Here is a 22499-nt window from a genome sequence, read left to right as displayed (position 1 = left end):
AACGCGTGACAAACATCACAAATTTCTAACGGGAAAGGAAAATTAAGACGAAAGCCGGCTTAAGGTTTCGCGGGAAACACCGAGGTAGGAAGCCAGCATGGTTTTGTTGACCCGCTGAAATAAGGAAGGATGCTGTTTCAGCAGCAAATCGTAGCGGTCTTTTGCGCTGGAAGTTAAAAAAGATAATATTCTTCTTTGGGAGGCAATATGCCCTGCATTGGATTTTTTAAGAAGAAAATGTTCCATCTTCTGCAATGCGGTACATAACTTCTGATAATTTTCAATTGAAATACAGAAAACATCGGTGTCTTCAATACACTGAAGAGACATCGTGGCTTTCGAATTTGTAAAAAACGCTATAAAGTCGCTTTCCCACCAATCTTCCATCGAAAAGGACACAATGTGTTCATTTCCGTTATCATCGCCGTAAACGAGCTTTAAAAGGCCTGAAACGATGTAATAGCACTCTACGTTGCTGTCGCCTTTGGCAATCAGAAATTCTTTCTTCTTAAAACTTCGGAAATGAAAATGAGAAAGTACCAATGAAAATTCATCATCCGTCAGTGTTATTATTTTCTCAATATGTTCTCTTAGTTTTTGATGCATTCGGTTTTGGGAAATGGATAATTTTTAAATTTTAGAAAGGTACCGGAAAAGCAAAAATATTCTTTTTATGGACAGCTCCGTTTTTTTTTTGCAACCATTTAATTGTCTTAAAATTCGCAGTAGACTTCTAATCAAAAGAGAGCTTTTTAAAACGAATTGGAAGTAAATCGGCTTTCCGTTTTGGAAGCTAAAGGAGCAAAAAAAACAACAAAATTTTGTAAAAAGTCCGTCTTTTTAAATAGCCTTCAATACAGAGCTGGCCTTGCAAAAAATTATACTCTTGATGCTAACAGTAAACGGGCCGAAAAAGTCATAAAACAGCTTCGAAAAAAAAAAACAAAATAGTACTTATTTTCTTTTTTTTTAAAGCAAACAATAACTTTAAATTAAAACCGTAAAATAAATGATAATCAATAATTTATAATTAACAAGATAAACTAATATTAGCCTAAAAAAGCAGCCTGCGCTATCATTTTAATTTTGTTGCAGCTCTGACAATAAAAGCACCGCTGCTGCACATTTTAATATCTGTTCTATGGTGGAAATTCCAAATAAAAGAGCGTATAACAGTCTTTTTGCAAATTCGCCGCCCGAAATACCCGTAAGCTTACCTTCAGCAGCCGTATTTAACCAACGGAAGGTGAAAATCAATCGTAAAAAATAGCGTGTTATACGCTGATTGAATTCCTGAGATCATAAAAAAACAATCGATAGCGGTGCTATTTTTTTTCAGGCCTGATAGTGAATTATTCATTCAGATAACAAAACACAATCATCTGGTTTACATTACACTTATGCCAATTCCTACAAATTGATATTTGAACAAAAAAGCACAATTTTAAGTCCCTCAAAAAGCAAATTTAATTTCTAAATAATTGAGCTTCCCTGCTTTAAAAACTTCAAATCAGCGTCCGCTTAAAACTTCCCGATTTTTAACGAAAGTCCGTTAAAAAAAATTAAATTTGGGCACCCTAATTCATACATTCAATTATGATTCAAAAGAGAAGTTTTATTGGTTTATCAGCGGTACTGGCATTCCTTTTTTTTGCACCGCTCACCTACTCGCAAACCACTGCTAAAAAAACAGAAAGCCGTTCTAAATTATTTGAAGAAACAACAACCGACAGTGATTACCTGATGGCGATTGAAAAAGCCAGTGCCGTAATGGAAACTGCCTATAACGATGCCGATTTTGACGGGGCAAGCCATCATCTGTTTGGCGAAATCAGAAGAACCCAAAGCAAGCTCGATTTAATTTTAGCCAGTCTGAAAGGAGCCAATCCGAATGTTCGGAACCAGCAAATGTACCGCGTGGTCCTAAAAGAAATTCAACAGGAACTGGACGAGCAGAATGACGCGATCAACTTACGCAATAAAAACCTGGAAAAAATCAAAGACCGTTTTATCGAATTGCGTAAAGATAAAACCCTCGTAGGTCTTATAAAAGATACCATTCGCCGCAAGCAGTTTAAAAACGAATTTGCCAATCTTCGAAAAAAATACAAGAACACCGACAGTCTGATGACTAAAAATCAGGGGGTTTTAAATAAAAATAAAAGATTGACCGTAGAAAGAAAAATTGCGGTCTCTAACGCGCTTATTACCGTAGAAAATAATCTTGAAAAGTCTGGAATCAGTATGCTGAAAAAGGAATATCCTTTTATCTGGAATATTACCGATTCAATCACAAACAAACAGGTTGCCCAAACCATTAAGGCAAAAGTACTAATCGAAGAGAGTGTTGCGGCGTACTACCTGAGCTATCGTGCCGGAGGACTGATTGCGCTGGCTTTTCTGATGGGATTGCTGGGCTGGTATATTTATCGCAATCTGAAATACCTGAAAAGTAACGGACATGCCGACAGTCTGGCACTTTTTAATTTTAAATACCTGAACAAAGGTGTTATCATTCCCGTAGCCATTATCGGGCTTAATATTGCCGTGGTCAGCAACCTGTATGCACCGGCCCTGTTTATTGAAATACTGGAACTGATCTTACTTGGAATCCTTACGATACTTTTTAAAAATAAATGGCCGGCAAACGCCATGAGAAACTGGACGTTCCTTTTGGGACTGTTCTTAGCCCTTTGTTTCCTGGACTTATTCATTAGCGTCGGATTATTGCAACGTTGTTGCTTTATTGTTATTAATGCCCTCGGAATCCGTTATGGGCTGGTACAAATCAAAAGTGTAAAAGAAGAATTATACATTAAAGGCTTCTTTAAATGGGCCAGTATTATTTTTATTCTTTTTAACGGATTATCTATTTTGTACAACATTTTCGGAAGGGTTTCCCTTTCTAACATGTTAAGCCTGACCGCTTTTATTTCGCTTACACAGATTATTGCACTGAGTGTGCTTTTAAAAATAATTCTGGAAGTAATCATTCTGCAAATCTACACGACAAGGGTAAAACGCGGCATTGAAAAGATTTTTGATCACGAAAATTTATCAGAAACCCTCAAAAAGCCTTTTATTATCATTATCAGTTATATGTGGCTGGTAGTCATTGGATCGAACCTGAATATCTGGGAATCCCTGCGGACTTCTTTCGGAGCCATACTCAGCCATCCGAACACCATAGGCAGTATTACCTTCACGTTAGGAAACATCTTATTGTTTTTTATTATTATCTGGATCGCGCATTTACTGCAAAAGTATGTAGCGTACTTTTTTGGCGAAATTGACGATGAAAACGAAGAAAACATCAATAAAAGACAACATTCCAAACTGCTTATTACACGACTTGTTGTGTTAATCGTCGGCTATCTGCTGGCAGTAGCCGCTTCGGGCATGCCTCTGGACAAATTAAGCATACTTTTAGGCGCTTTGGGTGTTGGTGTCGGACTTGGACTTCAAAGCGTCGTAAACAACTTTGTTTCGGGTATTATCCTGATTTTTGACAAACCGATTCAGATAGGTGACGTAGTCGATATAAGCTCTGAATCCGGTCGTGTAAAATCAATGGGACTTCGCACCACCAAAATCAATGCTCCAAATGGCGCCGAAATTATTATTCCGAACGGAAACCTGTTGTCGCAAAACATTACCAACTGGACGTATACGGACAATTTTAAACTGGTTGATATTGCTATTGAAATTACCGGAGATACCACTCCTGATGACATCAATACTACCATAACGGAAGCCCTCGAAAGCATCACTTTGGTCAATAACTCAAAACCATCCCAAATTTATTACACTGCCATTTCTGACGGAAAATATAAAATTCTGGTCAAATTCTGGTGCAGCATTTACAGGACAGAAGAAACGGTGAGTACTGCCCGTCAGGTACTGTTCACTAATTTTAAAGCAAAAGGCCTGACTTTTTCAGCATAAAAAATCAGTTTTAATTAAAACCAAAAAAGCCGTCAGTATTATACTTGACGGCTTTTTCATGGATTCATTATTTGAATTAAAACTTCCCGGCAAACTCTTTAGCAAAATCTTCCAGTTTGATTTTTCCATCCACAGGAAAATTACCTTTTAAGAAATCAGCCGCAATTTTACCGCTTCGCAAACCGGAACCCATTTCGGTATACAAACCGGCAATTTCTTCCGGTAATCCGGCTTGTTTCATTCCCTGCAGCGATTGTTCGTCAGTGAACTCAATCCACGACAAATCAGCTTTGTCGATTGCTGCTCCTATGGCTTTTGCTATTTCCCCCGGAGTACGCACATCGCTGACAATGTAACGGATATTTTTGCCTGTGGTTTCTTTTTGCAGTTCTTCTGCTGCCGCTGTTGCAATATCTTCATGATGTACCAGTGGCATCTTCGCATCAGCGGGATAATTAGCCCCCATAATCCCTGCTCCTTTTATCATCGGAACGTCATTGTATAAATTGGTAAAGAAAAATCCGGCACGTAAAAAGGTAACCGCTGTATTTTCCAGTTGATCATACACCCCCTCGATCTGATGAAGTCCTTTAATAGGTCCAGTTCCGTCCGGTAAGTCTGCACCAATACTGCTCAGCATTACCACACGTTTCACAGCTGCTTCCTGTATCGCGCTGGCGAAAGCTTTACCCGCTTCAACCGTATTCGAAATCACGTTACTGCCTCCTAAATTAGGCGGTGTCATGGCAAAAAGCGCATCTGCTCCTGCAAAAGTCGCAGCTAAAAAAGCAGCATCACTAACAGAACCAATAGCCGCCTTTGCACCTGCTTTTTCGATGGCTTCTTTTTTGTCCGCACTACTGCTGATTACCGTCACATCATGTCCGGCAGCTACAAGTTTATGGGTCAATGGTTTTCCGATGTTCCCTAAAGAACCTGATAGTATAATTTTCATCTTTAAATTGTTTTGTATTTATAAAAACAAAGGTATATTTGTACTTACTTTTATACAAGTACTTACCCTAAAGTATGTATCATGACCGCAATCAAAAAAACTTCGACCATACAGGAAAACAAACAATACGCTCTCGACACCTGTCCTGTGACCTACGTCATGGAAAAAATTGGCGGCTACTGGAAGCCCATTATCCTCTATCATTTGTCCACCAGCGACAAACGCTACAGCGAACTGAAAAGAGCCATTCCGGCCATCACCGAGAAAATGCTTATCCAGCACCTCAAACAATTAGAAACCGATGGCCTTGTGATCAGGGAAGCAAAACCGGTTGTGCCTCCCTTTGTGACCTACAGCCTGAGCAATGCCGGAAACGGCTTGATTCCCGTTATTCATGCTATGGCCGAATGGGCTTTTAAGGAAAAGGATGGGGTTTATGGAGGTTAAGTTTTAGAGTAACACAGCTGTCATTTCTTATCTTTTCCATTACTCTTTTTTCTATTTCTTCTATTTTACATACGGTTTCTCATTCCAGGGAATGAGGAATCGCACACCCGGTACTTCCTTCCCTAAAGCCGCCAATCTTATTGATTTACCTCTGTGATTTTCTTTAGAAAACCAGATCATGGCGAAACGGCTACTAAGCCAGCTATAGCTTTTTTCTTCCAATTATTTCAAAAAAGTACCACTTATAACTTTCCAAACTTGCTGCCTATTATCATGAATTATTTTTGCATTGATTTTCAATAGCAATTAAATTTAAGATTAAATGATATTTATTAAATAAAATCGTTATTTCAATATAAAATTTCATCTAAAAAAACTAAAACATGGGATTATTCAAAAGAAACAATAATAAAATCGAAAAGGCCGAAGTTCTTATTGAAGAAAGAAGTCATAGTTGTCCAATCACGGCGGTTGTTGAACAGGATAATAGGGTTGCTTATTTCTATTTATACGGAGATAATGAAGATTTTGGCATGAAATGCTGCTGGATCAGAAATTTGATGGAAGCGCCAAAGGAATTAGAGGAAAAATTGATGGAAAAAGGCATTCCTCCAATGCTAACAAAAGAGTTTTGTAAATTCCCTGAAGGACAAACAAAATTAAACAGAAACAACCTTGAAATTGTCTGGCTGGAGGAAGGAGATGGAGCAGCTTTGTTGGAAAATGGAGAAATTTTATGCGTAATTCCGAGCTGGAGTGGTAGCGGCGGATTTTATGGGTACGCCCGTGATTGCATTGGTACCGGTGATTTTGCCTGGGAGTTTACAGAAGAAAACGAAATGCATAAACGTGTTGAACGCTCTCTCGAATTTTTAAAATTATGGGATAATGACACAAATCCTTTTGGTTTTCTGCAGCCGGAGATTTTAGAGTACTACGATGAAATATTTGGAAAAAGTGAAAAGTATTATGCAATTGATAATTCAGAGTGGCCTCCAAAAGGTTTGTATGTACATGAAGGTCATGAGAAGATTGTTTTTGCAACCGTAGCCGTATCATTACGACCACAACCAAAGGTGGAAATGTATTCTGAAAATCCAGGCAAAATGAATAGGATTGAACTCGGGATGATTTTAAAATCGGGACTAAAGAATGATCAGATAAACACCATCGCCAGCTGGATAAGCGGAACAACAGCAATACCGTGGGATTTTGTTACTTTTTTGGCAGAAAATCACACAATAGATCTTCATGCCAATGTAAGTAAAAAGTTCAACTTTGCAGTCCTTACGAACCAATTAAATGTTTTGCCCAAAATTAAGTTAGCTAACTACAGAGGCTCAAATACTAACTTTTTATGGATTGTACCTATTTCACTTAGGGAAAGAGAAGAAATGATACAATCCGGAGTTGAAGCAGTGCTATCAAAACTTGACAATATTGGAGAAGAGATTTTTAATTTAGAGCGAGAAGAAGTTGTATAAATGATTTAAAAAACGGGATCAGTTCCCAAAGGTATTCTCCTGAAAAGTAAAGGCAAACGTCTGACTTTTTGCCCAAAATGATCAGCCAAGCGGCATAATCAACAAAAAGGCAACCTGCTGTTGGAACAGGTTTATCAAATCAGGATTGAAAAGACGTATCGAAGAAAGACGAAGATTTTAATACTACTCATGAATACAAAGCAAGCCTTATAATGTTTTCCATAAAAAGCGAAGTAAATAAATTAGGCGGGTTCTTTTGTTTTGATGATAATTTTTTTTTCGGATTTGTAATTGATGACGGCAAAATTGCCGGGCTCCATGCAGTTGAAAGACCGGAAAAAAATGATTACTCTTTACTTTAAAGATAAAACAGTTTAAACCTTTCACAATAATTAAATTCAACTATATAGAAAAGGACTAAAATTTTAACAATGATACGATATGAAAATGAATTTTGCTTTAGGACTTTATAGTTATACAAACAAATCGGTAGATTCAAACACCTTCAAAAAATTCTATATACTAATTACTGCCATTTTTGACAGCTGTGGAATAACACCAACTTATTTTGCCGCATTAGGAAATGGATATAGTGGCAATCTAACTAAATTTGGAGGGCAACAGCAAACTAAAGCAATAAGCACAAATTTTTCCGAAATCACTACTTTATCAATAGTGGCAAATCCAAAAAATAGTAATGAGCCTGGTTACGACAGCTTAGTCTCTGCTTCATTAGGATATATTGAAGAGACTGGGGAAACCTTGCTATGCTTTGCATTTGACGAAGAGGCAATTGATCCTCAATCAAACAAATTCGAGCAATTCATATGCGCCTTGATAGATTTGAAATTCTGGGACTTCGGATATGGGGCATCACAACGTGAAACAAATAATCCCGAGTTCCACATATTATCTCTGGACGACGGTAACCTAAGTGAAAAAGAGAATTCAAGCCTAATCAAGTGGTATGACTCCGCGCCTAAAGAGCGGCAAACGAAACTTCGAGGAATTTATCCAATAAACATTCTGAATGAGCGCCAGCTCAAATTAAAAATTGACGATTCTAATACTTTAGAGAACTTAATTAATAGCGATAAAAATTCATCGTTAAAACTAATTCCAAATAGTGCGCTCTGGCTCTGGAAAATAAAGAGAAGTGCGGTAAACAAACTGAGAAAGAAACTCGAAAATTCGGAGAGTTTAATTATCTAACATGCTGTATTTTAACAGTAATTCCATAAAGACTCGCGACTTTAGGCAAGGAATTTCTAGTGTGTTTTCTCCTGTGTCGGAATAACAAACTTAGTCTGAAATATAATCCTGCTCCATTCCCAACAAAAAGTTTCCTGAATAAGAATTTAAAATATTAAATTTAACCTCCTAAATCAGAACGCACAAAAACATGTGTACTCTTTTTAGGGATTACTTTTAATATCAAACCAAAAACAAAACAGCATCATGATATGGGAAATCAGGACAACATTAGAAAAGTAGCCATTGTGGGGTATAACAGGATTCCGTTTGCGAGAGCGAATACGTTTTATTCAGACATTAGTAATTTGCAAATGATGACCGCAACACTCGATGGTCTTATTGAAAAATACAAACTGCAGGGCCAATTACTAGGAGAAGTAGTGGGCGGCGCTGTGATCAAACATACTACCGACAATAACCTGATCCGTGAATGTGTCATGAGAACGGCTCTTGATCCCGCCACTCCGGCCTGCGACTTACAACAGGCTTGTGACACCGGAATTGAAAGTGCTATTTACATTGCCAATAAAATTGCTTTGGGTCAGATCGAATCCGGAATTGCCTGCGGTGTTGATTCCATCAGCGATATGCCGATTGCGGTGAGTGAAAAGCTGCGAAAAATACTGCTCGACGCCAGAAAAGCAAAATCGCTGGGAGAAAAAATCAAAACCTTTTTGAAAATCCGACCAAAAGACCTGACACCTTTAGTACCCAGAAATGAAGAATCGCAAACCGGTCTTTCGATGGGAGGTCATACCGAAATTACGGCTAAATATTATCAAATCGCGAGGGAAGATCAGGATCATCTGGCGTTGCAAAGTCATCTGAATATGGCAAAAGCGTATGACGAAGGTTTTTTTAGCGATATGATTACGCCTTTTAACGGACTGGACAGGGACAATAATTTACGAAAAGACAGTACTTTAGAAAAGCTGGCCAAACTGGCTCCGGCATTCGATAAAGCCAACGGAACGCTTACGGCAGGAAACTCTACGCCGCTTACCGATGGTGCCTCCAGTATTCTTCTGGCGAGTGAGGAATGGGCCAAAGAACACAATTTATCGATTCTGGCGTACATTACCCATGCCGAAGTTGCCGCTATCGAGTATGTAAAAAACGAACAGAATCTATTACTCGCGCCTTTGTTTGCTGCCTCGAGAATGCTCGAAAAAGCAAACCTGACCTTACAGGATTTTGATTATTATGAAATTCACGAAGCTTTTGCCGCCCAGGTTCTGGCTACCCTCAAAATTTGGGAAAGCCCTGAACTTAGTGCCGCCATTGGGCTTAAAAAACCGCTGGGCGCGATCGACAGAAGTAAGCTTAACGTAAAAGGAAGCAGTCTTGCGGCAGCGCATCCTTTTGCTGCCACGGGAGGAAGAATTATTGGTGTAATGGCCAAATTGCTTCATGAAAAAGGTGCCGGTAGAGGTTTTATCTCTATTTGTGCCGCAGGTGGACAGGGAATTACTATGATTATTGAAAAATAATACTTTTTAAAGTCTGTATTTTTGGTCTTTTTTTAATCACGCAAAGACACAAAGTCGCAAAGTTTTTTTATTAAATTTTACTTTGCGACTTCGCGTCTTTGCTTGAAGTAAACCTTTCTATAGATGAAGTTATAAATTTGAATAAAATATCTTTATTGTTATGGAAATCATTTTCACCCTGAGCGGAGCCGAAGGCTTTTTACATCAAAAGGGCTTCGACTCCGCTCAGCCTGACACCCAACAAGCTATTTTTATAATCTCGCAAAAGAGCAAAGAAAAATAAAATAACTTTACGCCTCTGCATCTTTGCTCCTTTGAACCTTTGCTCCTTTGAACCTTAGATAATCAATTAAAACGTAAATTCTTTAATGAGAAAATCCAAAGGAAATACTCATAATAATGATACCGATTACGATTGCCGTAATCACCACATACAGATAATCTTTTTCCAGAAGAAACGAAAATAGCGAAAGTAATACCCTAAAAACCGGAGTCAGAAAAAGCAATACAATCCCCAAAAATATAATAGATTCTCCCCTGCCTTGTATTACACCATTATAAACAGCTCCGATTACTTCAAAAATATTTCGGTCATTTTCTTTAAAAACCGAATAATTTTCGATGTCATTGCCGTGATGCAGCAAATAAACAATCCCTCCAATAAAGGCCACCGATAAGGAAATCCAAACGCCATAGCGCAATAAATTACCGACAATTTTCTGAAAATCTTTTTCTCCGAATTTTTCCTGTGCCATAACTTTAGATTTTTCCATTAAGTCCGCTGTAAATCATGTTTAACGCCAGTACGAAAATCAGGCAGGCAAAAAAGATACGCAGCTTTTTAGGGTTGGTACGAACTAATATTTTGGCTCCGGCCATTGCCCCAAACAATACACCGATCACCACCGGCATGCAGATTCCGGGCTCGATATATCCTTTTTGGATGTAGATTACTGAACTTGCCATTGCCGTAACGCCCATCATGAAATTACTCGTAGTAGTCGAAACCTTAAACGGAATTCGCATGATATTGTCCATCGCGATTACCTTAAAAGCTCCGGAACCAATTCCTAATAAACCCGACATCATTCCGGCAATTCCCATCATGCTGAACCCTCCTATTACATTTTTGGTTCCGTAATGTATGATCTGTCCATCGTGTGAAGGATACGTTCCTTCTAACTTCAGTTTTTTGGCCAGCAGACTGGATTCCAAAACAATATGTTCTTCTTTTTTTCGTAACGAATTGATGGCTGAGAAAATCAGGGTAAGTCCGAACAATACGGCGATAAAGGACGTGGGTGCAATAACGGAAAGCAATGCGCCTCCCACGGCTCCCAAAGTAGTGGCTATTTCGAGAAAAATCCCCAGACGCATATTGGTAATGCCTTCTTTTACATACGCTGCAGCTGAACCCGACGAAGTTGCAATGACAGAGACCAAAGCCGCCCCGATGGCATAATGAATATCGACTCCCAGAACAATGGTCAAAAGCGGGATAATAATGATTCCGCCGCCTAATCCTGATAACGAACCTATAAAACCAGCTAAAAATGCCCCCAAAATCATGATCAGGGTAAATGTGAGTACTGTCATTTGGATTTATTTATTTGAAAGCTAATTTACGAATACATATCCGCTATTGAAGCATGCTCTTTTAAAATGAATCCATAAAAGGCATAAAAAACAAATTAAACAACTGATTATCAGAACGTAAAATCAAACTTAAAAATACCTTAAAAATGCTGACACTTGTCAAAAAGCTTTGAATTCCGGGTTTTAGAATCTTCACTACCAGTTTAGTTTACTAACAAAATTACAGTGACGTTGTTTTGATTAGCCTGAATAAAATTTAGCGGCACAAAATAAACAACAGAGGTATTACACTACCCTAAAGTAATACTAAAACATAAAAATTATTGATCCTCCTTTTGACTTTACCCACAGATTATGAAATGTTTAGGTGATTTTCTGTAAGATAAAATTGCGGGATTGCAGGTAGCTTTGAAACATAACAGACTTTAAAAGTAACTAATTTTTAAAATATACTCTAATGAAAAAAGATAACAACATAAATTACGGTCAGGTAGAACGTAATTTTCACCATGATGAAGCTACACTTACCGATACCGAAAGAGATGCTTCCGTGGAAAATTTATTCGATAAAGATCCGTTCAACGAAGATGATGTTGAACACAAGGAAGATGACCTGCATGATATCAATCACGAAACAAATGATTATAACCGGAATGAAAATATTCCGAATGAGGAACGGGTAATTAATGAGGATGAACATATTACTAATGATCAGCCTGATAATCCGGATGATGATTTCAATCAGAACGATATCGATCCTCTTGAAAAAGACGGTGATTTAGACAATGATGATGCCAGTGAAGACCTCGAAGAATCCGATGAGCATTTTCCTGAAAAACATCCCAGAGAATAATTTATTTGAAAAAAACTAACATACAGCCGTTGCGAATTGCTCGTGACGGCTGTTTTTTGTCTTATTGTAAAATTTTATAACTGAATTTAAAAACTATATAAATTTGGAAGCAGGTATTGTTGTAATTTTAAGAAATTGATTCTAAAAAAATTAAACAATAACTCTCATGGATATTAGTACTCAAATCATTTGGCTTTTTATTCTGTCCATACCTATTTCCTGTATCAGCTGGTCGGTTACCCACGAAGAAATATTTCGCGAACCCCGGGAATGGTGTGTCAAAAATGCTGCTAACGGCCGTACTCTGTTAATCCGAAAAGCTTTTTACCTTTTTACCTGCGAATATTGCTTTAGCCATTATGTCACGATATTTTTTATTATTTTCTCTGATTATAAGTTACTCCTGGACGACTGGCGCGGCTATATCATTGCGGGATTTTCTTTGGTTTTTGTAGCTAATATTTATATGAGTCTTTTCGGATTGCTGAGACAGGCTATTAAAAAGGAGAAAGTAGAAATTAAAAAAATTGAAACTGAGGAGGAACATATTTCCCAGTCTTAATTTTGTGAACATGGAGATTCTGTAACAAATCCTAAAAATTATACAAAGAACAAAGTGCGAAAAAAGCTGTTTTTAGCCAATCAAAAAACAAAAAACCCGGTAAACTTAAACGATTTACCGGGTTTTGTTTAATTCAGATTATTTTTAATATTTTTTCTTCTCAGAGGATCACTTTTATAATCTTCTATCGATTTAATTTTTGACCAATACTCGAGAATGGTTTTAATAATCTCTTTAAATTTGTCATAACTGTAAGGTTTAATGACATACGTTTGAGTTGGAACAGAATAAAGATCTATTACAAAACACTGTGTAAAAGCTGTCGTAAAAAACAAACAGGGACAATTTAATTCTATACTTAGATTTTCATACGTTATATGTATGCGTTTTTCATCAGCGGTATTGAGCAAAACTATATCTGAAAATATTAAGAACGCTTTAATTTTTCTTGAAGTCAGGTAATGATACGCATTATTAGCTGAATTAAAGTAGAGCACTTCATTAGAAAGCTCCAATTCAGAGAAAATTTCCATAAATAATTTACGATCTCCCTGATTATTTTCTATAAGCACAATAGGTCCATTGTTATTCATAATAGTCTATTTTAGGTTATAAATAAGAGCATCGAACATCAGTATTGCAGCATTTATTTTATACTGCAATAGTATGAAACAAAGATTCTAAATTTTAGGAAATATTTTTTTACAGGATCGTTTTGAAAAATTACATAATTATCATTGTAATTTTAATCTGAATTTATATACGAAATTGGAGGAAATAAGGCTGTTACGGCTAAATTATATAATCAGAAAATTTAATTCTATAATAAAAAATGTCCTTATGGCCTTAATTTTGATACATAAAACAATTGATGCCAATTTATAAATCTAAAAGTCATGACAGAAAAGAATTATGATCCTGATAATGATAATTGTCCGGAAAAAGACACAGTAGAAAATCTTCACAAACGCAAACAAAGTACCAGTAAAACGGAGTCTGTTGAAGAATTTATAGATGATAGTCCAAATCGTATTCCTTCAGATAAAGTGAAAGATTTGAAGCAAAAATTTGATACTAAAAAGTAGTACCAAAAAGAAAATTTACTGAAGAGTATGAAACACAATAATCACTATACTTTTACAGTTAAAACTGAATCTGAATTGATTTTCAGATTTTAAAAAATGTTTAATCCAAAAATTAAAAAAATATGTCAAATTTCATTAATCCGTTACTACTTGGAAATACAGCAGAATTAGAGCAAAATACCTCCAAAATTTCTGCAAAACAATTGGTTTTGGCCGGAGTAGGTTCAATTTTAATTGGTGCTGCGCTAAAAAAAACCGGACATGCCAAAACAGGCGCTTTTGTAGCCGGCCTTGCTATCCCCTTGCTTACATCAGCTGTCTATAAAAAAATGAAGTCAAAAAAACTGGAAAATGTAAATAAAAGTACAGATATTACCGGAAATTACTATGAGCATTAAATCAAAAAAGCACTTCCTCCAGAAGTGCTTTTTTATTGCTTTATTGTGACCGAAAAGCAAATTGAACGATTAATTGATATTTCCTTCCACCCAATTTAAGGCTTTATTAAAAGCTGCTTTCCTGAAACCGCGAAATTCCCCGGGAACCACATAACTAAAGCCATTGGTAAAAGAAATAATTTCTTCCGAATCTGAAACAATGGCTGCTCTGTTCCATTTTCCTAAATGTTTAATTCCCAACATGGCATCCTGAAGCCATGCTCCCGCCGTAAAATTCTGAATGTCCGTATCCAACACCAGTAAAAAATTAATTTCATTAGTCTGATTTATTAATTTTTCCACGGCAGGCACTACTACAGTCTGAAAATCTTCTTTGGTTACTTCGGCTAATGCGCGAAAAGCAACTATATTGTCTGTGGTATCAATTTGATGTATCATTATTTATTCCATTAAAATTAGTAAGTCGTATTCTCTTCCAATAAGATAAAATCTAAGTTCTACTCTCGTACTCAAAAGTAATTCGGATCGCTATTATCAGACTTATATCCTCTCCTTATAATTTTACAAAATCCCTATTTATCAATTACTTAAAAGAACTTATCGCGTTACTTTTTGATTTTTTCAGGTTAACTGTTTTTTCAGAAATCGGATACTTTAGATAAAAATTACTAACTCAAAAATGATGGATCATGGAAAAAAAGCCAAAGAAATTTCCAGAGCAAAAACAAGAGCTTCCCGGTAATGAATATCAAATGAATCCACAACCTGAAATTATTCGGGAGAACTACACCGGCAGCGGAAAGCTGTTAGGGAAAACTGCCTTTATCACAGGCGGTGACAGTGGAATTGGGCGAAGTGTTGCCGTACATTTTGCACGTGAAGGAGCTAATATTGCGATTGTATATCTGAAGGAAGATAAAGATGCTCTTGAAACCAAAGCACTTGTTGAAAAAGAAGGACAGCAATGTCTGATTATCAGTGGTGACTTAAAAGACGAGAAGTTTTGTAAATCGGCTATTAAAAAATGTCAGACACTGTTTAAAAAAATCAATATTATTGTCAACAATGCCGCGGTGCAGTTTCCACAGACCGAACTTGAAAAAATTACGCCTGCCCAGCTTCAGAAAACATTCGAGACTAATATTTATCCGTACTTCTACATTACCAAGGCCGCTTTGCCTTTCTTAAAAGAAGGAGATACGATTATCAATACAAGTTCCGTGACGGCTTACCGCGGCAGTGAGCATCTGGTAGATTATGCCAGTACAAAAGGTGCCATTGTAAGTTTTACAAGATCACTGTCGACTATGCTGGCTCCCAAAAAAATACGGGTCAACGGCGTCGCGCCCGGCCCTATCTGGACACCATTAATTGTAGCCAGTTTTGATAAAATTTCCGAATTCGGAAAAGACAATCTGATGGGCAGAGCCGGACAGCCGTCTGAAGTCGCACCTGCCTATGTTTTTCTGGCGTGCGAAGACAGCAGTTATATCACGGGGCAGTTTATTCATATAAATGGCGGGGAGATTGTGGGGTAAAAAAGTTTGCCACGAATGGCACTAATTTTCACTAATTTTTTTTGAAATAATTAGATTGGCGATAAAAAAGCGGATATACTTATTTGGTATATCCGCTTTTTTTATTTTGAACCGCATGGTTTTTTGTATTTGTTAAGCTTAGGAGGCAGCAGAACATTATGGGATAACATTACTATAGCGGTCGTGAATTATGAATAGAATCTGATTCTTTATATATAAAACAATTTTAAAATATAACAGTACACAGTACGACAAACCCGACAGGTTTTAAAAACCTGTCGGGTTTAGATTGGCGAAAAAAAAGCGGATATACTTATTTGGTATATCCGCTTTTTTTATTTTGAACCGCATGGTTTTTTGTATTTGTTAAAGATATATTGTGTAACGGGTCTTAATGCTTTCTCATTTTCAGGATGTATACCGTGGGTATTAAAAAAATCTGCTGCATCACCTGTCTTGGCATACCAGATAATTGGTTTTCCATTTTTAAAACAAGTAGTAGTATCACACACCTTAATTTTTTTTAGTTCAAACTTGATCTCATCAAATGGTTCAATTGTAAAAGGGATTAATCCGTTTGCACTTAAATCACAATCTACTTTTTCATAATGATCATTAGACCATTGCATACATTGTTTTTTTGGAAAAGCATAACGGCTTATGATAAATCCCAAGCCAAAAACAACTAAAACTCCTATTGTAATAAACTTTACTTTCTTTTTGAAGTTGTCTGAAAACCTGGCTCTTAAATTTTCGATATAATTAAATCGACTAGTAGCGATCAATGCATTTTCAAATTTATTTTTTCTTTCACCTTCTTCCCTTTCGTCTTTTTCTTCATTATTTTCTTCTTTTATTGCAAATGCAAAAGGAATTTTAGGGCTGTCAATTGGATTTTCTACTGTCACTATACCTCTTTCTTTATATTTTCTAAAAGGTCGCGGTTGAAAATCAACTAAAACTGCTGCCAATTCTACAGCAAATCGGTTAGCCGGATCTTTTTCTCCTCTTAAGAAACTGCCGATCGGTCTAAATCGATCTGTTTGCTCCCTAAAATGATTCTTCTTTTCGGGATCAAATTCAAATTCAAAGAAAGAAGAGAAAGTACTTAAATCATCTTTATTACTGTTTGACTTAAATCTTTCCCAACATAAATTTCTAAGATTGGCTTGTGATGGAGGCGTCAAAAAATTAAAATATACGCCTTCTCTTTCAATCTCAAATTTTGCTCTCACAGCATTTTTATAATCTTCAAAAGTAATTTTTTGCATAAGGCATTCAGGATTTTTTAGGAATTCTCAGGAACAATTAGGAAACTCAGGAAACAGCAGGAATTCCGGGAATTCCTTGTCAATGCAGGGTTGTAAGCGTCGCATCTTTGCCATAACAAAATTAGTTAACGTTTTGATCTGCAGGTCAAAAACAAATGTACAAAACTAGTTCAATTAACAAGTGCGGAAAACCGTAAGACGGAGTTTATCCCGGGAAGTATAGATGAAAATCTTATAGTTCTACGCACTTCACTTCCCACCTCATAGGTATTGTTTACAAGCTCCGGACAGAATCCGGACGGCCATACCTATGTCATTTTTAAACTTTATAATCATGAAAAAATTAATGATATTGGGAGCGTTTGCATTATTGACAACTACATTATTTTCCTGCACAGCAGATGAATTAGATACTCCGGCCACAAAAGAGGTTCAAAAGAAAATTAATCCTGTACCGTCTTATGCTGATGGACCTGGTGACCAGCCGGTAATTGTTTTACCGCCACCAAAATAATATTTTATTTTAGGTACTATTTTTAGTATTAATTAGTAAATTCGGGGAAAGTAACTATCATGCTACGGTCCCCGTTTTTGTATTTATTCGTTTCTCTCTTTTTGCTTTCCTGCAATGAGCATAGCACTACACCGATTGATCCTACCCGCTTCACCAAAGAAGCCAAAATACTTCAGGAGAAGGGTTTTTCTAATTTACAAAAAAGCAACTTTAATAGTGCCTTCTATTACTTTAATAAATCAAAAATAACATTTGAAACCTATAAGGATAGCGCCAATATTGTCTACAATTTGATGCAGATGGCATATATCCAGCAAATAAACGGCGATTATTATGGCAGCAAGGAAACCTTAACCGAATCACTGCCCTACCTTAAAAATGACAACAACTACGGAGTAGCGATCAATAATTTTTTTGGTATTGCAGATAAGGAACTTTCCTTATACGATGATGCCATACTTTATTATAAGAAAGCCATTAAAGATTCAAAAGATACACTATCAAAACAAGCGCCTTTAAATAATATTGCCGTTGTCTATATCAAACAAAAAAAATATCCTGAGGCGATAGCTATTTTAGAATCCATAGTAAAGAGCAATATTTTAAGCGATAAAATAGCAGATAAAAGATCGCCCGAAATCCACAAAAGTAAAGCCAGGGTACTGGACAATCTGGGTTTCGCTTATTTTAAAAATGGAATGGAGGACAAAGGGCTTGCGTTTATGAAGGAAAGCCTTGCCTTAAGAAAACAGATTGAAGATCCGTACGGAAGCATTGAAAGCTACCTCCATTTAGCCGAATATTATTCCCGAACTAATCTTGCAAAATCAAATCAAAATGCACAGATGGCCTATGAACTTGCCACCAAATTCAATAGTGTTGATGAACGGCTGAAAGCATTGTCTTTTTTAATTTCGAATGGTTCGGGTACTCAGTATGCTCAAAAATACATTGTTATAAACGATAGCATCATCAAAATCCGAAACAATTTCAAAAACAAATTTGCCAAGATTAAGTACGATTCCAAAAAGGAAAAAGAAGAGAATCAGAAACTGAAATTAGAACGGGCTGAAAACTTATTATCGCTGCAGAAAGTAAAATACCAACGTATCTTTTTTATAATTGGCATTTTGGCACTTTTCTTTTTTGTTCTTTATCTCAGAAAGCGAAATCGGATTGAAAAAATAAAAACAGCCTACGACACCGAAACCAGAATTGCCAAAGATATTCACGATGAACTGGCCAATGATGTTTTTAATGCAATGACATTTACGCAGACACAATCCTTAGATACGGAAAATAAAGAAACACTGATTCAGAAACTGGATCATATTTATGCACGGGTTCGCAGAATTTCGAGGGAAAACAATACCATTGATACTAAACTCAATTATGCTGTAAATTTGAAAGAAATGCTTTCTACCTATAATATTGAACGTACTACTAATACTGAAGGTACCAACGTAATTATTACCAGCATCGAAAATGCCAATTGGGAGGATGTTGACGACTTAAAAAAGGTAGCCATCTACAGGGTTTTACAGGAATTAATGGTCAATATGAAAAAACACAGCGGTGCTTCTGTTGTGGTCGTAAAGTTTGACACTTCGGACAATTCTATCCTGATTAATTACAGCGACAACGGAAAAGGAGCCGAAAAAAATAAAATTATTAAAAATGGTCTTCAGAATATGGAAAACCGTATTCTGGCCATGAAAGGATCTATTATTTTTGATACAGAACCAGGGAAAGGTTTCAAAGTAAAAATAACTATGCCTAAATAACTCTATATGTTTAAAAAAGTAATTGTAGCCGAAGACGTTGATGCCATCAGTTTAGGAATTGAACAAGTCTTAAAAGATTTAAATATTGTAAATTTTCAACACTCCAAATATTGCGATGAAGCATTTCTGAAAATGCGCGCCGCCATTAATCAAAATGAACCCTATGATCTGCTCATTAGTGATCTGTCATTCAAAACAGGGCATCGCGAGGTGAAAATTAAAGACGGTGACGAATTGATTCAGAAAGTACGAGATTTACAGCCGGATATTAAAATTATCGCTTTTTCCGTCGAAGATAAAAGCTATCGTATTAAATCCCTTTTCGACAATTCAGGAATTGATGCCTTTGTGCTGAAAGGGCTTAACAGTATCGAAGAACTAAAAAAAGCCATCCATATGGTCTCCACTTCAGATCAGACCTTTATTTCGCCTGAAGTAGCTTCGGCCTTACAGGAAAAAAATAATTTCGAAATGGACGATGTTGACATTCAAATCCTAAAACACCTGGCATCAGGCACTTCACAAGATGAAATTATAGAAATTTTTAAAAGCCTGGAAGTAAAGCCCAACAGCAAAAGTGCGATCGAAAAAAGGCTTTCAAAACTCAAAGACTTTTTTAAGGCCAATAATACCATTCATTTGGTTTCGATTACAAAAGATATGGGGATTATTTAGTCTCATTACCATAATGTTACTACTCTATCAAGCTCCTTCGGGGGCTTTTTTTATGGCCGGAAATTAAAATAATCCGGATTATGGTTTTCCGTAAAATACTGGTTTTAAATAGGTTTAAGTTTGGATAATTAATCATTTAAAAAATAAAATTATGAAAAAATTAGTCGTTTTGTTTAGTTTATTCTTCCTGGTTTTAGGAGGTAGTGTTGAAGCCCAAAGTGGTCATTATAAAAGTGGAAAAGGTAGTTCCCATAAAGGTGGGAAGTATAAAAATTCAAGTACTAATAACCACTATAAAAAGAGGAAATAACTATTCCTGACTTCGATTGACATGAAAACGGGAAACGTCAAAAGAAGTTTCTGTATAATAAAAAACTTTAATTAACTAAACCTAAAAAATCATGGGCTTTCGATTTCAAAAAAGAGTAAAACTTGGAGGAGGACTTGGATTAAACATCAGTAGATCCGGAATTTCTCCAAGTTTAAGAACAAAAATGGGAATTTTTAGCAAAAATGGCTATTCGACCAAAACCGGTATATCCGGAGTACGATACCAGAATAGTGGCTGTATGGTATTCTTTCTATTTACAGGAGTCATAACATTTTTAATTTATACAATAAAACATATCTAATTATGGGATACCGAAAAGGATATTACAGAAAAGACGGGACTTATGTTCAGGGACATTATGCCAATAACAGATCCAAATCATTTTCAAATAAAAATAACGGCTGTCTGGTAATTCTTTTAGCAGGCTTGTTATTAGGTCTGCCAATGTCTTGTTCAGATTCATCTGCAGACTCATCAGATAAGCCGTCCAAATCAAATTCAAATTGTCCAACTAAAACCTGCGGTGATTTTTCATCTCAGTCCGCTGCACAATCTGCCTATAACAGCAATACAAACTGTTATAAAAACCTAGATGCTGACGGAGACGGAATTGCCTGTGAAAATTTGCCTAAATAAAAATTATAAACATGATAACACTAGAACTTAAAAGCCATTTCCTAAGATTGTATCAAATGGCCTTATCCGATGATCAGTTTGATGTTTTAGAACTTCAAATGCTGTATCATTTTGCCGATGAACGCGGCATTCCGAAAGAGGAACTCGATAAACTTTTCCAGAATCCGGTGAATACAGAATTTGTTGTCCCGGAAGAGCTGACCACACGAATAGAATACTTATATGATTTTACAAGAATCATCTGGGCGGACGGAAAAATTACTGATGATGAATTGAATATGCTGAAAAAGTATTGCAGGAAGTTTAATTTCCTGGACGAAAACATCACTGATTTATCGAACTATCTCATTGATTGTGTGCAGAAAAACATTCAAAAAGAAGAAATTATTAGTCAATTAAATGCGTAGCTTATGAAATCACTTACACAACTATTCAGCCTGAAAAAAACCGAGGATTCTTCCTTCAGTCTCTTTGAGGACAATGAAGAAGACAGAGAACAAATCAGAATCACCTACTACCAAAGCGGATTCGCTGCTTCTATTAAAGCAACCGGAAAACCCATTGTACTGAAAGCCTGTCTCCAGAACCTGTATATGAGTTTTGAAGACCAGTGCCGAAAACAAAAACTGGAACAGGACAGACTGAAGCAGCCGTATCGCGAAGAGCAGGAAAAAAACAGAACGGAGCTTAAGAAATGCGAAGCGGCGATTGGCATTTACGAAAAGAAAGAACAGGATATCAATGATAGTGTCGACCAGATCAAAAATGAAATTATCGAAGTAAAACGCAATCCCGACAAATACGGAATCGAGGACGGAAAAGGCCTGAAAGTCCAGTTTTATATCGGTTTGTTTTTGCTTCTTCCCATAACGCTTTATGTCCTGGTTTTTTATATTTCGGCTTCTTATTCTGCCTTTTTTAAAGAGTTTGCCAATGATAGCTTAACGGCCGCCATTTTTGATGCGGACGCACTGACCAATTCCTTTAAGGCCAGCTGGCTTGAAGGTGTTTTGGTAGTCACTATTCCGTTTGTCTTTATGGGACTAGGCTATGTCATTCATATGGTTCAGAAAGGGAAAGGTATTAAAAATGTCTTTAGAATGATTGCTTTGTTCCTGACCACCTTTTTGTTTGATGCCCTGCTGGCTTACCAGATCGAAAAGAAGATTTATGAGTTTAATAAAACAACAGACTCGGCACTGTATAATTTAAATATTGCTTTGGGAGAAGCGGAATTCTGGATGATCATTTTTGCCGGATTTGTGGTCTACATCATTTGGGGACTTGTTTTTGATTTTGTCATGAAGGAATTTGAAAACATTGATAAAATCAGGGCTTTTATAAGAGGTAAAAAAGAAAATCTTCTTGACCTGGAAAAACTAAAAAAAGATTACATCAACAAGACCAATGACTTCAAACAACAGGTGATTACCATTACCGGAAAAATCGCTGAACTTCAGTCTAAAATTGATGGATTTGTATTTCCCGTAAAAGAATACCTGCACTACCATCACCAATACAAGGAAGGCTGGTTTCAGGCCATCAATACGGAAATCGCTTTGGCTCATAAAGAAAAAACAGAACTATTGGAAAACTGTGAACTTCATTCTGAAGAACATCTGAGTAAGCTAAACTTAACCGATCCGGACTTTCAGCATTTGGTATATTTTAAAAATTAATT

26 protein-coding genes are annotated in these 22499 nt (G+C 36.5%); 19 read left to right on the top strand and 7 right to left on the bottom strand.

Features of this window, described 5'->3' with window-relative positions; all coding sequences use genetic code 11:
• Window positions 1–42: 42 nt before the first annotated feature.
• Complete coding sequence (locus tag GJU43_RS07010) at window positions 43–606, bottom strand: Crp/Fnr family transcriptional regulator (protein WP_154340076.1); 564 nt, start codon at window positions 604–606, stop codon at window positions 43–45.
• Between the two features lie 990 nt (window positions 607–1596).
• Here GJU43_RS07010 and GJU43_RS07005 point away from each other — a divergent pair.
• Window positions 1597–3945 carry a mechanosensitive ion channel family protein gene (locus GJU43_RS07005; RefSeq protein WP_154340075.1) on the top strand — a complete coding sequence of 783 codons (2349 nt, stop codon included), beginning with the start codon at window positions 1597–1599 and terminating at the stop codon, window positions 3943–3945.
• A gap of 76 nt (window positions 3946–4021) precedes the next feature.
• Here the strand turns inward: GJU43_RS07005 and GJU43_RS07000 are convergent, their stop codons facing one another.
• Window positions 4022–4900, bottom strand: coding sequence for an NAD(P)H-binding protein (locus GJU43_RS07000; RefSeq protein WP_154340074.1), 879 nt, complete (start codon window positions 4898–4900; stop codon window positions 4022–4024).
• Between the two features lie 81 nt (window positions 4901–4981).
• Between GJU43_RS07000 and GJU43_RS06995 the strand changes: the two genes are divergently transcribed.
• From GJU43_RS06995 to GJU43_RS23165, 5 genes are all read left to right on the top strand, one after another.
• Window positions 4982–5347: a helix-turn-helix domain-containing protein gene (locus GJU43_RS06995; RefSeq protein ID WP_154340073.1), complete on the top strand. Its 366-nt coding sequence runs from the start codon at window positions 4982–4984 to the stop codon at window positions 5345–5347.
• Window positions 5348–5730: 383 nt separating this feature from the next.
• A complete protein-coding gene (locus tag GJU43_RS06990) occupies window positions 5731–6831 on the top strand; it encodes a suppressor of fused domain protein (protein WP_154340072.1) in 1101 nt (366 codons plus the stop codon).
• A 441-nt stretch (window positions 6832–7272) separates the two neighbouring features.
• Window positions 7273–8043, top strand: coding sequence for a hypothetical protein (locus GJU43_RS06985; protein ID WP_154340071.1), 771 nt, complete (start codon window positions 7273–7275; stop codon window positions 8041–8043).
• A 251-nt stretch (window positions 8044–8294) separates the two neighbouring features.
• On the top strand, window positions 8295–9575 hold the full coding sequence (locus GJU43_RS06980) for an acetyl-CoA C-acetyltransferase (protein ID WP_154340070.1): 1281 nt from the start codon (window positions 8295–8297) through the stop codon (window positions 9573–9575).
• Between the two features lie 160 nt (window positions 9576–9735).
• On the top strand, window positions 9736–9858 hold the full coding sequence (locus GJU43_RS23165) for a hypothetical protein (protein ID WP_255473787.1): 123 nt from the start codon (window positions 9736–9738) through the stop codon (window positions 9856–9858).
• Between the two features lie 82 nt (window positions 9859–9940).
• On the opposite strand, the gene GJU43_RS06975 is transcribed toward GJU43_RS23165, so the two are convergent.
• Entirely contained in the window at window positions 9941–10348 is a 408-nt protein-coding gene (locus tag GJU43_RS06975; protein WP_154340069.1) for a DUF1634 domain-containing protein, read from the bottom strand.
• Window positions 10335–11171 carry a sulfite exporter TauE/SafE family protein gene (locus GJU43_RS06970; protein ID WP_154340068.1) on the bottom strand — a complete coding sequence of 279 codons (837 nt, stop codon included), beginning with the start codon at window positions 11169–11171 and terminating at the stop codon, window positions 10335–10337. The genes GJU43_RS06975 and GJU43_RS06970 overlap by 14 nt, the downstream gene beginning before the upstream one ends.
• A 457-nt stretch (window positions 11172–11628) precedes the next feature.
• On the opposite strand from GJU43_RS06970, the gene GJU43_RS06965 reads away from it, so the two are divergent.
• Together GJU43_RS06965 and GJU43_RS06960 are read left to right on the top strand one after the other, a co-directional pair.
• The gene (locus GJU43_RS06965; RefSeq protein WP_154340067.1) at window positions 11629–12024 is read left to right on the top strand and encodes a hypothetical protein; all 396 of its coding nucleotides are present in this window, start codon (window positions 11629–11631) and stop codon (window positions 12022–12024) included.
• A gap of 166 nt (window positions 12025–12190) precedes the next feature.
• Window positions 12191–12586 (top strand): hypothetical protein, encoded by a 396-nt coding sequence (locus GJU43_RS06960; protein WP_154340066.1) that lies wholly within the window; start codon window positions 12191–12193, stop codon window positions 12584–12586.
• Between the two features lie 128 nt (window positions 12587–12714).
• Here GJU43_RS06960 and GJU43_RS06955 read toward each other — a convergent pair whose 3' ends face one another.
• A complete protein-coding gene (locus GJU43_RS06955) occupies window positions 12715–13179 on the bottom strand; it encodes a hypothetical protein (protein ID WP_154340065.1) in 465 nt (154 codons plus the stop codon).
• Between the two features lie 303 nt (window positions 13180–13482).
• Here GJU43_RS06955 and GJU43_RS06950 point away from each other — a divergent pair, with 303 nt between their 5' ends.
• Together GJU43_RS06950 and GJU43_RS06945 are read left to right on the top strand one after the other, a co-directional pair.
• Window positions 13483–13671 carry a hypothetical protein gene (locus GJU43_RS06950; RefSeq protein WP_154340064.1) on the top strand — a complete coding sequence of 63 codons (189 nt, stop codon included), beginning with the start codon at window positions 13483–13485 and terminating at the stop codon, window positions 13669–13671.
• Window positions 13672–13793: 122 nt separating this feature from the next.
• Window positions 13794–14069 carry a PrgI family protein gene (locus tag GJU43_RS06945; RefSeq protein ID WP_154340063.1) on the top strand — a complete coding sequence of 92 codons (276 nt, stop codon included), beginning with the start codon at window positions 13794–13796 and terminating at the stop codon, window positions 14067–14069.
• Between the two features lie 69 nt (window positions 14070–14138).
• Here GJU43_RS06945 and GJU43_RS06940 read toward each other — a convergent pair whose 3' ends face one another.
• On the bottom strand, window positions 14139–14507 hold the full coding sequence (locus tag GJU43_RS06940; RefSeq protein WP_154340062.1) for an STAS/SEC14 domain-containing protein: 369 nt from the start codon (window positions 14505–14507) through the stop codon (window positions 14139–14141).
• Window positions 14508–14758: 251 nt separating this feature from the next.
• On the opposite strand from GJU43_RS06940, the gene GJU43_RS06935 reads away from it, so the two are divergent.
• Complete coding sequence (locus GJU43_RS06935; RefSeq protein WP_154340061.1) at window positions 14759–15607, top strand: SDR family oxidoreductase; 849 nt, start codon at window positions 14759–14761, stop codon at window positions 15605–15607.
• Window positions 15608–15942: 335 nt separating this feature from the next.
• Here GJU43_RS06935 and GJU43_RS06930 read toward each other — a convergent pair whose 3' ends face one another.
• Window positions 15943–16878 carry a hypothetical protein gene (locus GJU43_RS06930; RefSeq protein WP_154340060.1) on the bottom strand — a complete coding sequence of 312 codons (936 nt, stop codon included), beginning with the start codon at window positions 16876–16878 and terminating at the stop codon, window positions 15943–15945.
• 334 nt (window positions 16879–17212) lie between these two features.
• Between GJU43_RS06930 and GJU43_RS06925 the strand changes: the two genes are divergently transcribed.
• From GJU43_RS06925 to GJU43_RS06890, 8 genes are all read left to right on the top strand, one after another.
• Entirely contained in the window at window positions 17213–17392 is a 180-nt protein-coding gene (locus tag GJU43_RS06925; protein WP_154340059.1) for a hypothetical protein, read from the top strand.
• A 59-nt stretch (window positions 17393–17451) separates the two neighbouring features.
• The gene (locus GJU43_RS06920; RefSeq protein WP_154340058.1) at window positions 17452–19176 is read left to right on the top strand and encodes a tetratricopeptide repeat-containing sensor histidine kinase; all 1725 of its coding nucleotides are present in this window, start codon (window positions 17452–17454) and stop codon (window positions 19174–19176) included.
• A gap of 6 nt (window positions 19177–19182) precedes the next feature.
• Entirely contained in the window at window positions 19183–19851 is a 669-nt protein-coding gene (locus GJU43_RS06915) for a response regulator (RefSeq protein WP_154340057.1), read from the top strand.
• Between the two features lie 151 nt (window positions 19852–20002).
• A complete protein-coding gene (locus GJU43_RS06910; protein ID WP_154340056.1) occupies window positions 20003–20161 on the top strand; it encodes a hypothetical protein in 159 nt (52 codons plus the stop codon).
• A gap of 91 nt (window positions 20162–20252) precedes the next feature.
• A complete protein-coding gene (locus GJU43_RS06905) occupies window positions 20253–20483 on the top strand; it encodes a DUF4236 domain-containing protein (RefSeq protein ID WP_154340055.1) in 231 nt (76 codons plus the stop codon).
• 2 nt (window positions 20484–20485) lie between these two features.
• A complete protein-coding gene (locus GJU43_RS23060) occupies window positions 20486–20818 on the top strand; it encodes an excalibur calcium-binding domain-containing protein (protein ID WP_229655014.1) in 333 nt (110 codons plus the stop codon).
• 11 nt (window positions 20819–20829) lie between these two features.
• Window positions 20830–21225 carry a hypothetical protein gene (locus GJU43_RS06895; RefSeq protein ID WP_154340054.1) on the top strand — a complete coding sequence of 132 codons (396 nt, stop codon included), beginning with the start codon at window positions 20830–20832 and terminating at the stop codon, window positions 21223–21225.
• Window positions 21226–21228: 3 nt separating this feature from the next.
• A complete protein-coding gene (locus GJU43_RS06890) occupies window positions 21229–22497 on the top strand; it encodes an ABC transporter permease (protein ID WP_154340053.1) in 1269 nt (422 codons plus the stop codon).
• Window positions 22498–22499: the final 2 nt, after the last annotated feature.

Origin of the sequence: Flavobacterium sp. LC2016-23 (assembly GCF_009674775.1) — a bacterium.
GTDB lineage: Bacteria > Bacteroidota > Bacteroidia > Flavobacteriales > Flavobacteriaceae > Flavobacterium.
Note: the sequence above shows the minus strand (reverse complement) of the source record. Positions and strands in the feature narration are given on the sequence as shown.

Coding starts and splice junctions, on each gene's coding strand:
- GJU43_RS07010 (WP_154340076.1), bottom strand. CDS start 606: ATGCATCAAAAACTAAGAGAACATATTGAGAAAATAATAACACTGACG.
- GJU43_RS07005 (WP_154340075.1), top strand. CDS start 1,597: ATGATTCAAAAGAGAAGTTTTATTGGTTTATCAGCGGTACTGGCATTC.
- GJU43_RS07000 (WP_154340074.1), bottom strand. CDS start 4,900: ATGAAAATTATACTATCAGGTTCTTTAGGGAACATCGGAAAACCATTG.
- GJU43_RS06995 (WP_154340073.1), top strand. CDS start 4,982: ATGACCGCAATCAAAAAAACTTCGACCATACAGGAAAACAAACAATAC.
- GJU43_RS06990 (WP_154340072.1), top strand. CDS start 5,731: ATGGGATTATTCAAAAGAAACAATAATAAAATCGAAAAGGCCGAAGTT.
- GJU43_RS06985 (WP_154340071.1), top strand. CDS start 7,273: ATGAAAATGAATTTTGCTTTAGGACTTTATAGTTATACAAACAAATCG.
- GJU43_RS06980 (WP_154340070.1), top strand. CDS start 8,295: ATGGGAAATCAGGACAACATTAGAAAAGTAGCCATTGTGGGGTATAAC.
- GJU43_RS23165 (WP_255473787.1), top strand. CDS start 9,736: ATGGAAATCATTTTCACCCTGAGCGGAGCCGAAGGCTTTTTACATCAA.
- GJU43_RS06975 (WP_154340069.1), bottom strand. CDS start 10,348: ATGGAAAAATCTAAAGTTATGGCACAGGAAAAATTCGGAGAAAAAGAT.
- GJU43_RS06970 (WP_154340068.1), bottom strand. CDS start 11,171: ATGACAGTACTCACATTTACCCTGATCATGATTTTGGGGGCATTTTTA.
- GJU43_RS06965 (WP_154340067.1), top strand. CDS start 11,629: ATGAAAAAAGATAACAACATAAATTACGGTCAGGTAGAACGTAATTTT.
- GJU43_RS06960 (WP_154340066.1), top strand. CDS start 12,191: ATGGATATTAGTACTCAAATCATTTGGCTTTTTATTCTGTCCATACCT.
- GJU43_RS06955 (WP_154340065.1), bottom strand. CDS start 13,179: ATGAATAACAATGGACCTATTGTGCTTATAGAAAATAATCAGGGAGAT.
- GJU43_RS06950 (WP_154340064.1), top strand. CDS start 13,483: ATGACAGAAAAGAATTATGATCCTGATAATGATAATTGTCCGGAAAAA.
- GJU43_RS06945 (WP_154340063.1), top strand. CDS start 13,794: ATGTCAAATTTCATTAATCCGTTACTACTTGGAAATACAGCAGAATTA.
- GJU43_RS06940 (WP_154340062.1), bottom strand. CDS start 14,507: ATGATACATCAAATTGATACCACAGACAATATAGTTGCTTTTCGCGCA.
- GJU43_RS06935 (WP_154340061.1), top strand. CDS start 14,759: ATGGAAAAAAAGCCAAAGAAATTTCCAGAGCAAAAACAAGAGCTTCCC.
- GJU43_RS06930 (WP_154340060.1), bottom strand. CDS start 16,878: ATGCAAAAAATTACTTTTGAAGATTATAAAAATGCTGTGAGAGCAAAA.
- GJU43_RS06925 (WP_154340059.1), top strand. CDS start 17,213: ATGAAAAAATTAATGATATTGGGAGCGTTTGCATTATTGACAACTACA.
- GJU43_RS06920 (WP_154340058.1), top strand. CDS start 17,452: ATGCTACGGTCCCCGTTTTTGTATTTATTCGTTTCTCTCTTTTTGCTT.
- GJU43_RS06915 (WP_154340057.1), top strand. CDS start 19,183: ATGTTTAAAAAAGTAATTGTAGCCGAAGACGTTGATGCCATCAGTTTA.
- GJU43_RS06910 (WP_154340056.1), top strand. CDS start 20,003: ATGAAAAAATTAGTCGTTTTGTTTAGTTTATTCTTCCTGGTTTTAGGA.
- GJU43_RS06905 (WP_154340055.1), top strand. CDS start 20,253: ATGGGCTTTCGATTTCAAAAAAGAGTAAAACTTGGAGGAGGACTTGGA.
- GJU43_RS23060 (WP_229655014.1), top strand. CDS start 20,486: ATGGGATACCGAAAAGGATATTACAGAAAAGACGGGACTTATGTTCAG.
- GJU43_RS06895 (WP_154340054.1), top strand. CDS start 20,830: ATGATAACACTAGAACTTAAAAGCCATTTCCTAAGATTGTATCAAATG.
- GJU43_RS06890 (WP_154340053.1), top strand. CDS start 21,229: ATGAAATCACTTACACAACTATTCAGCCTGAAAAAAACCGAGGATTCT.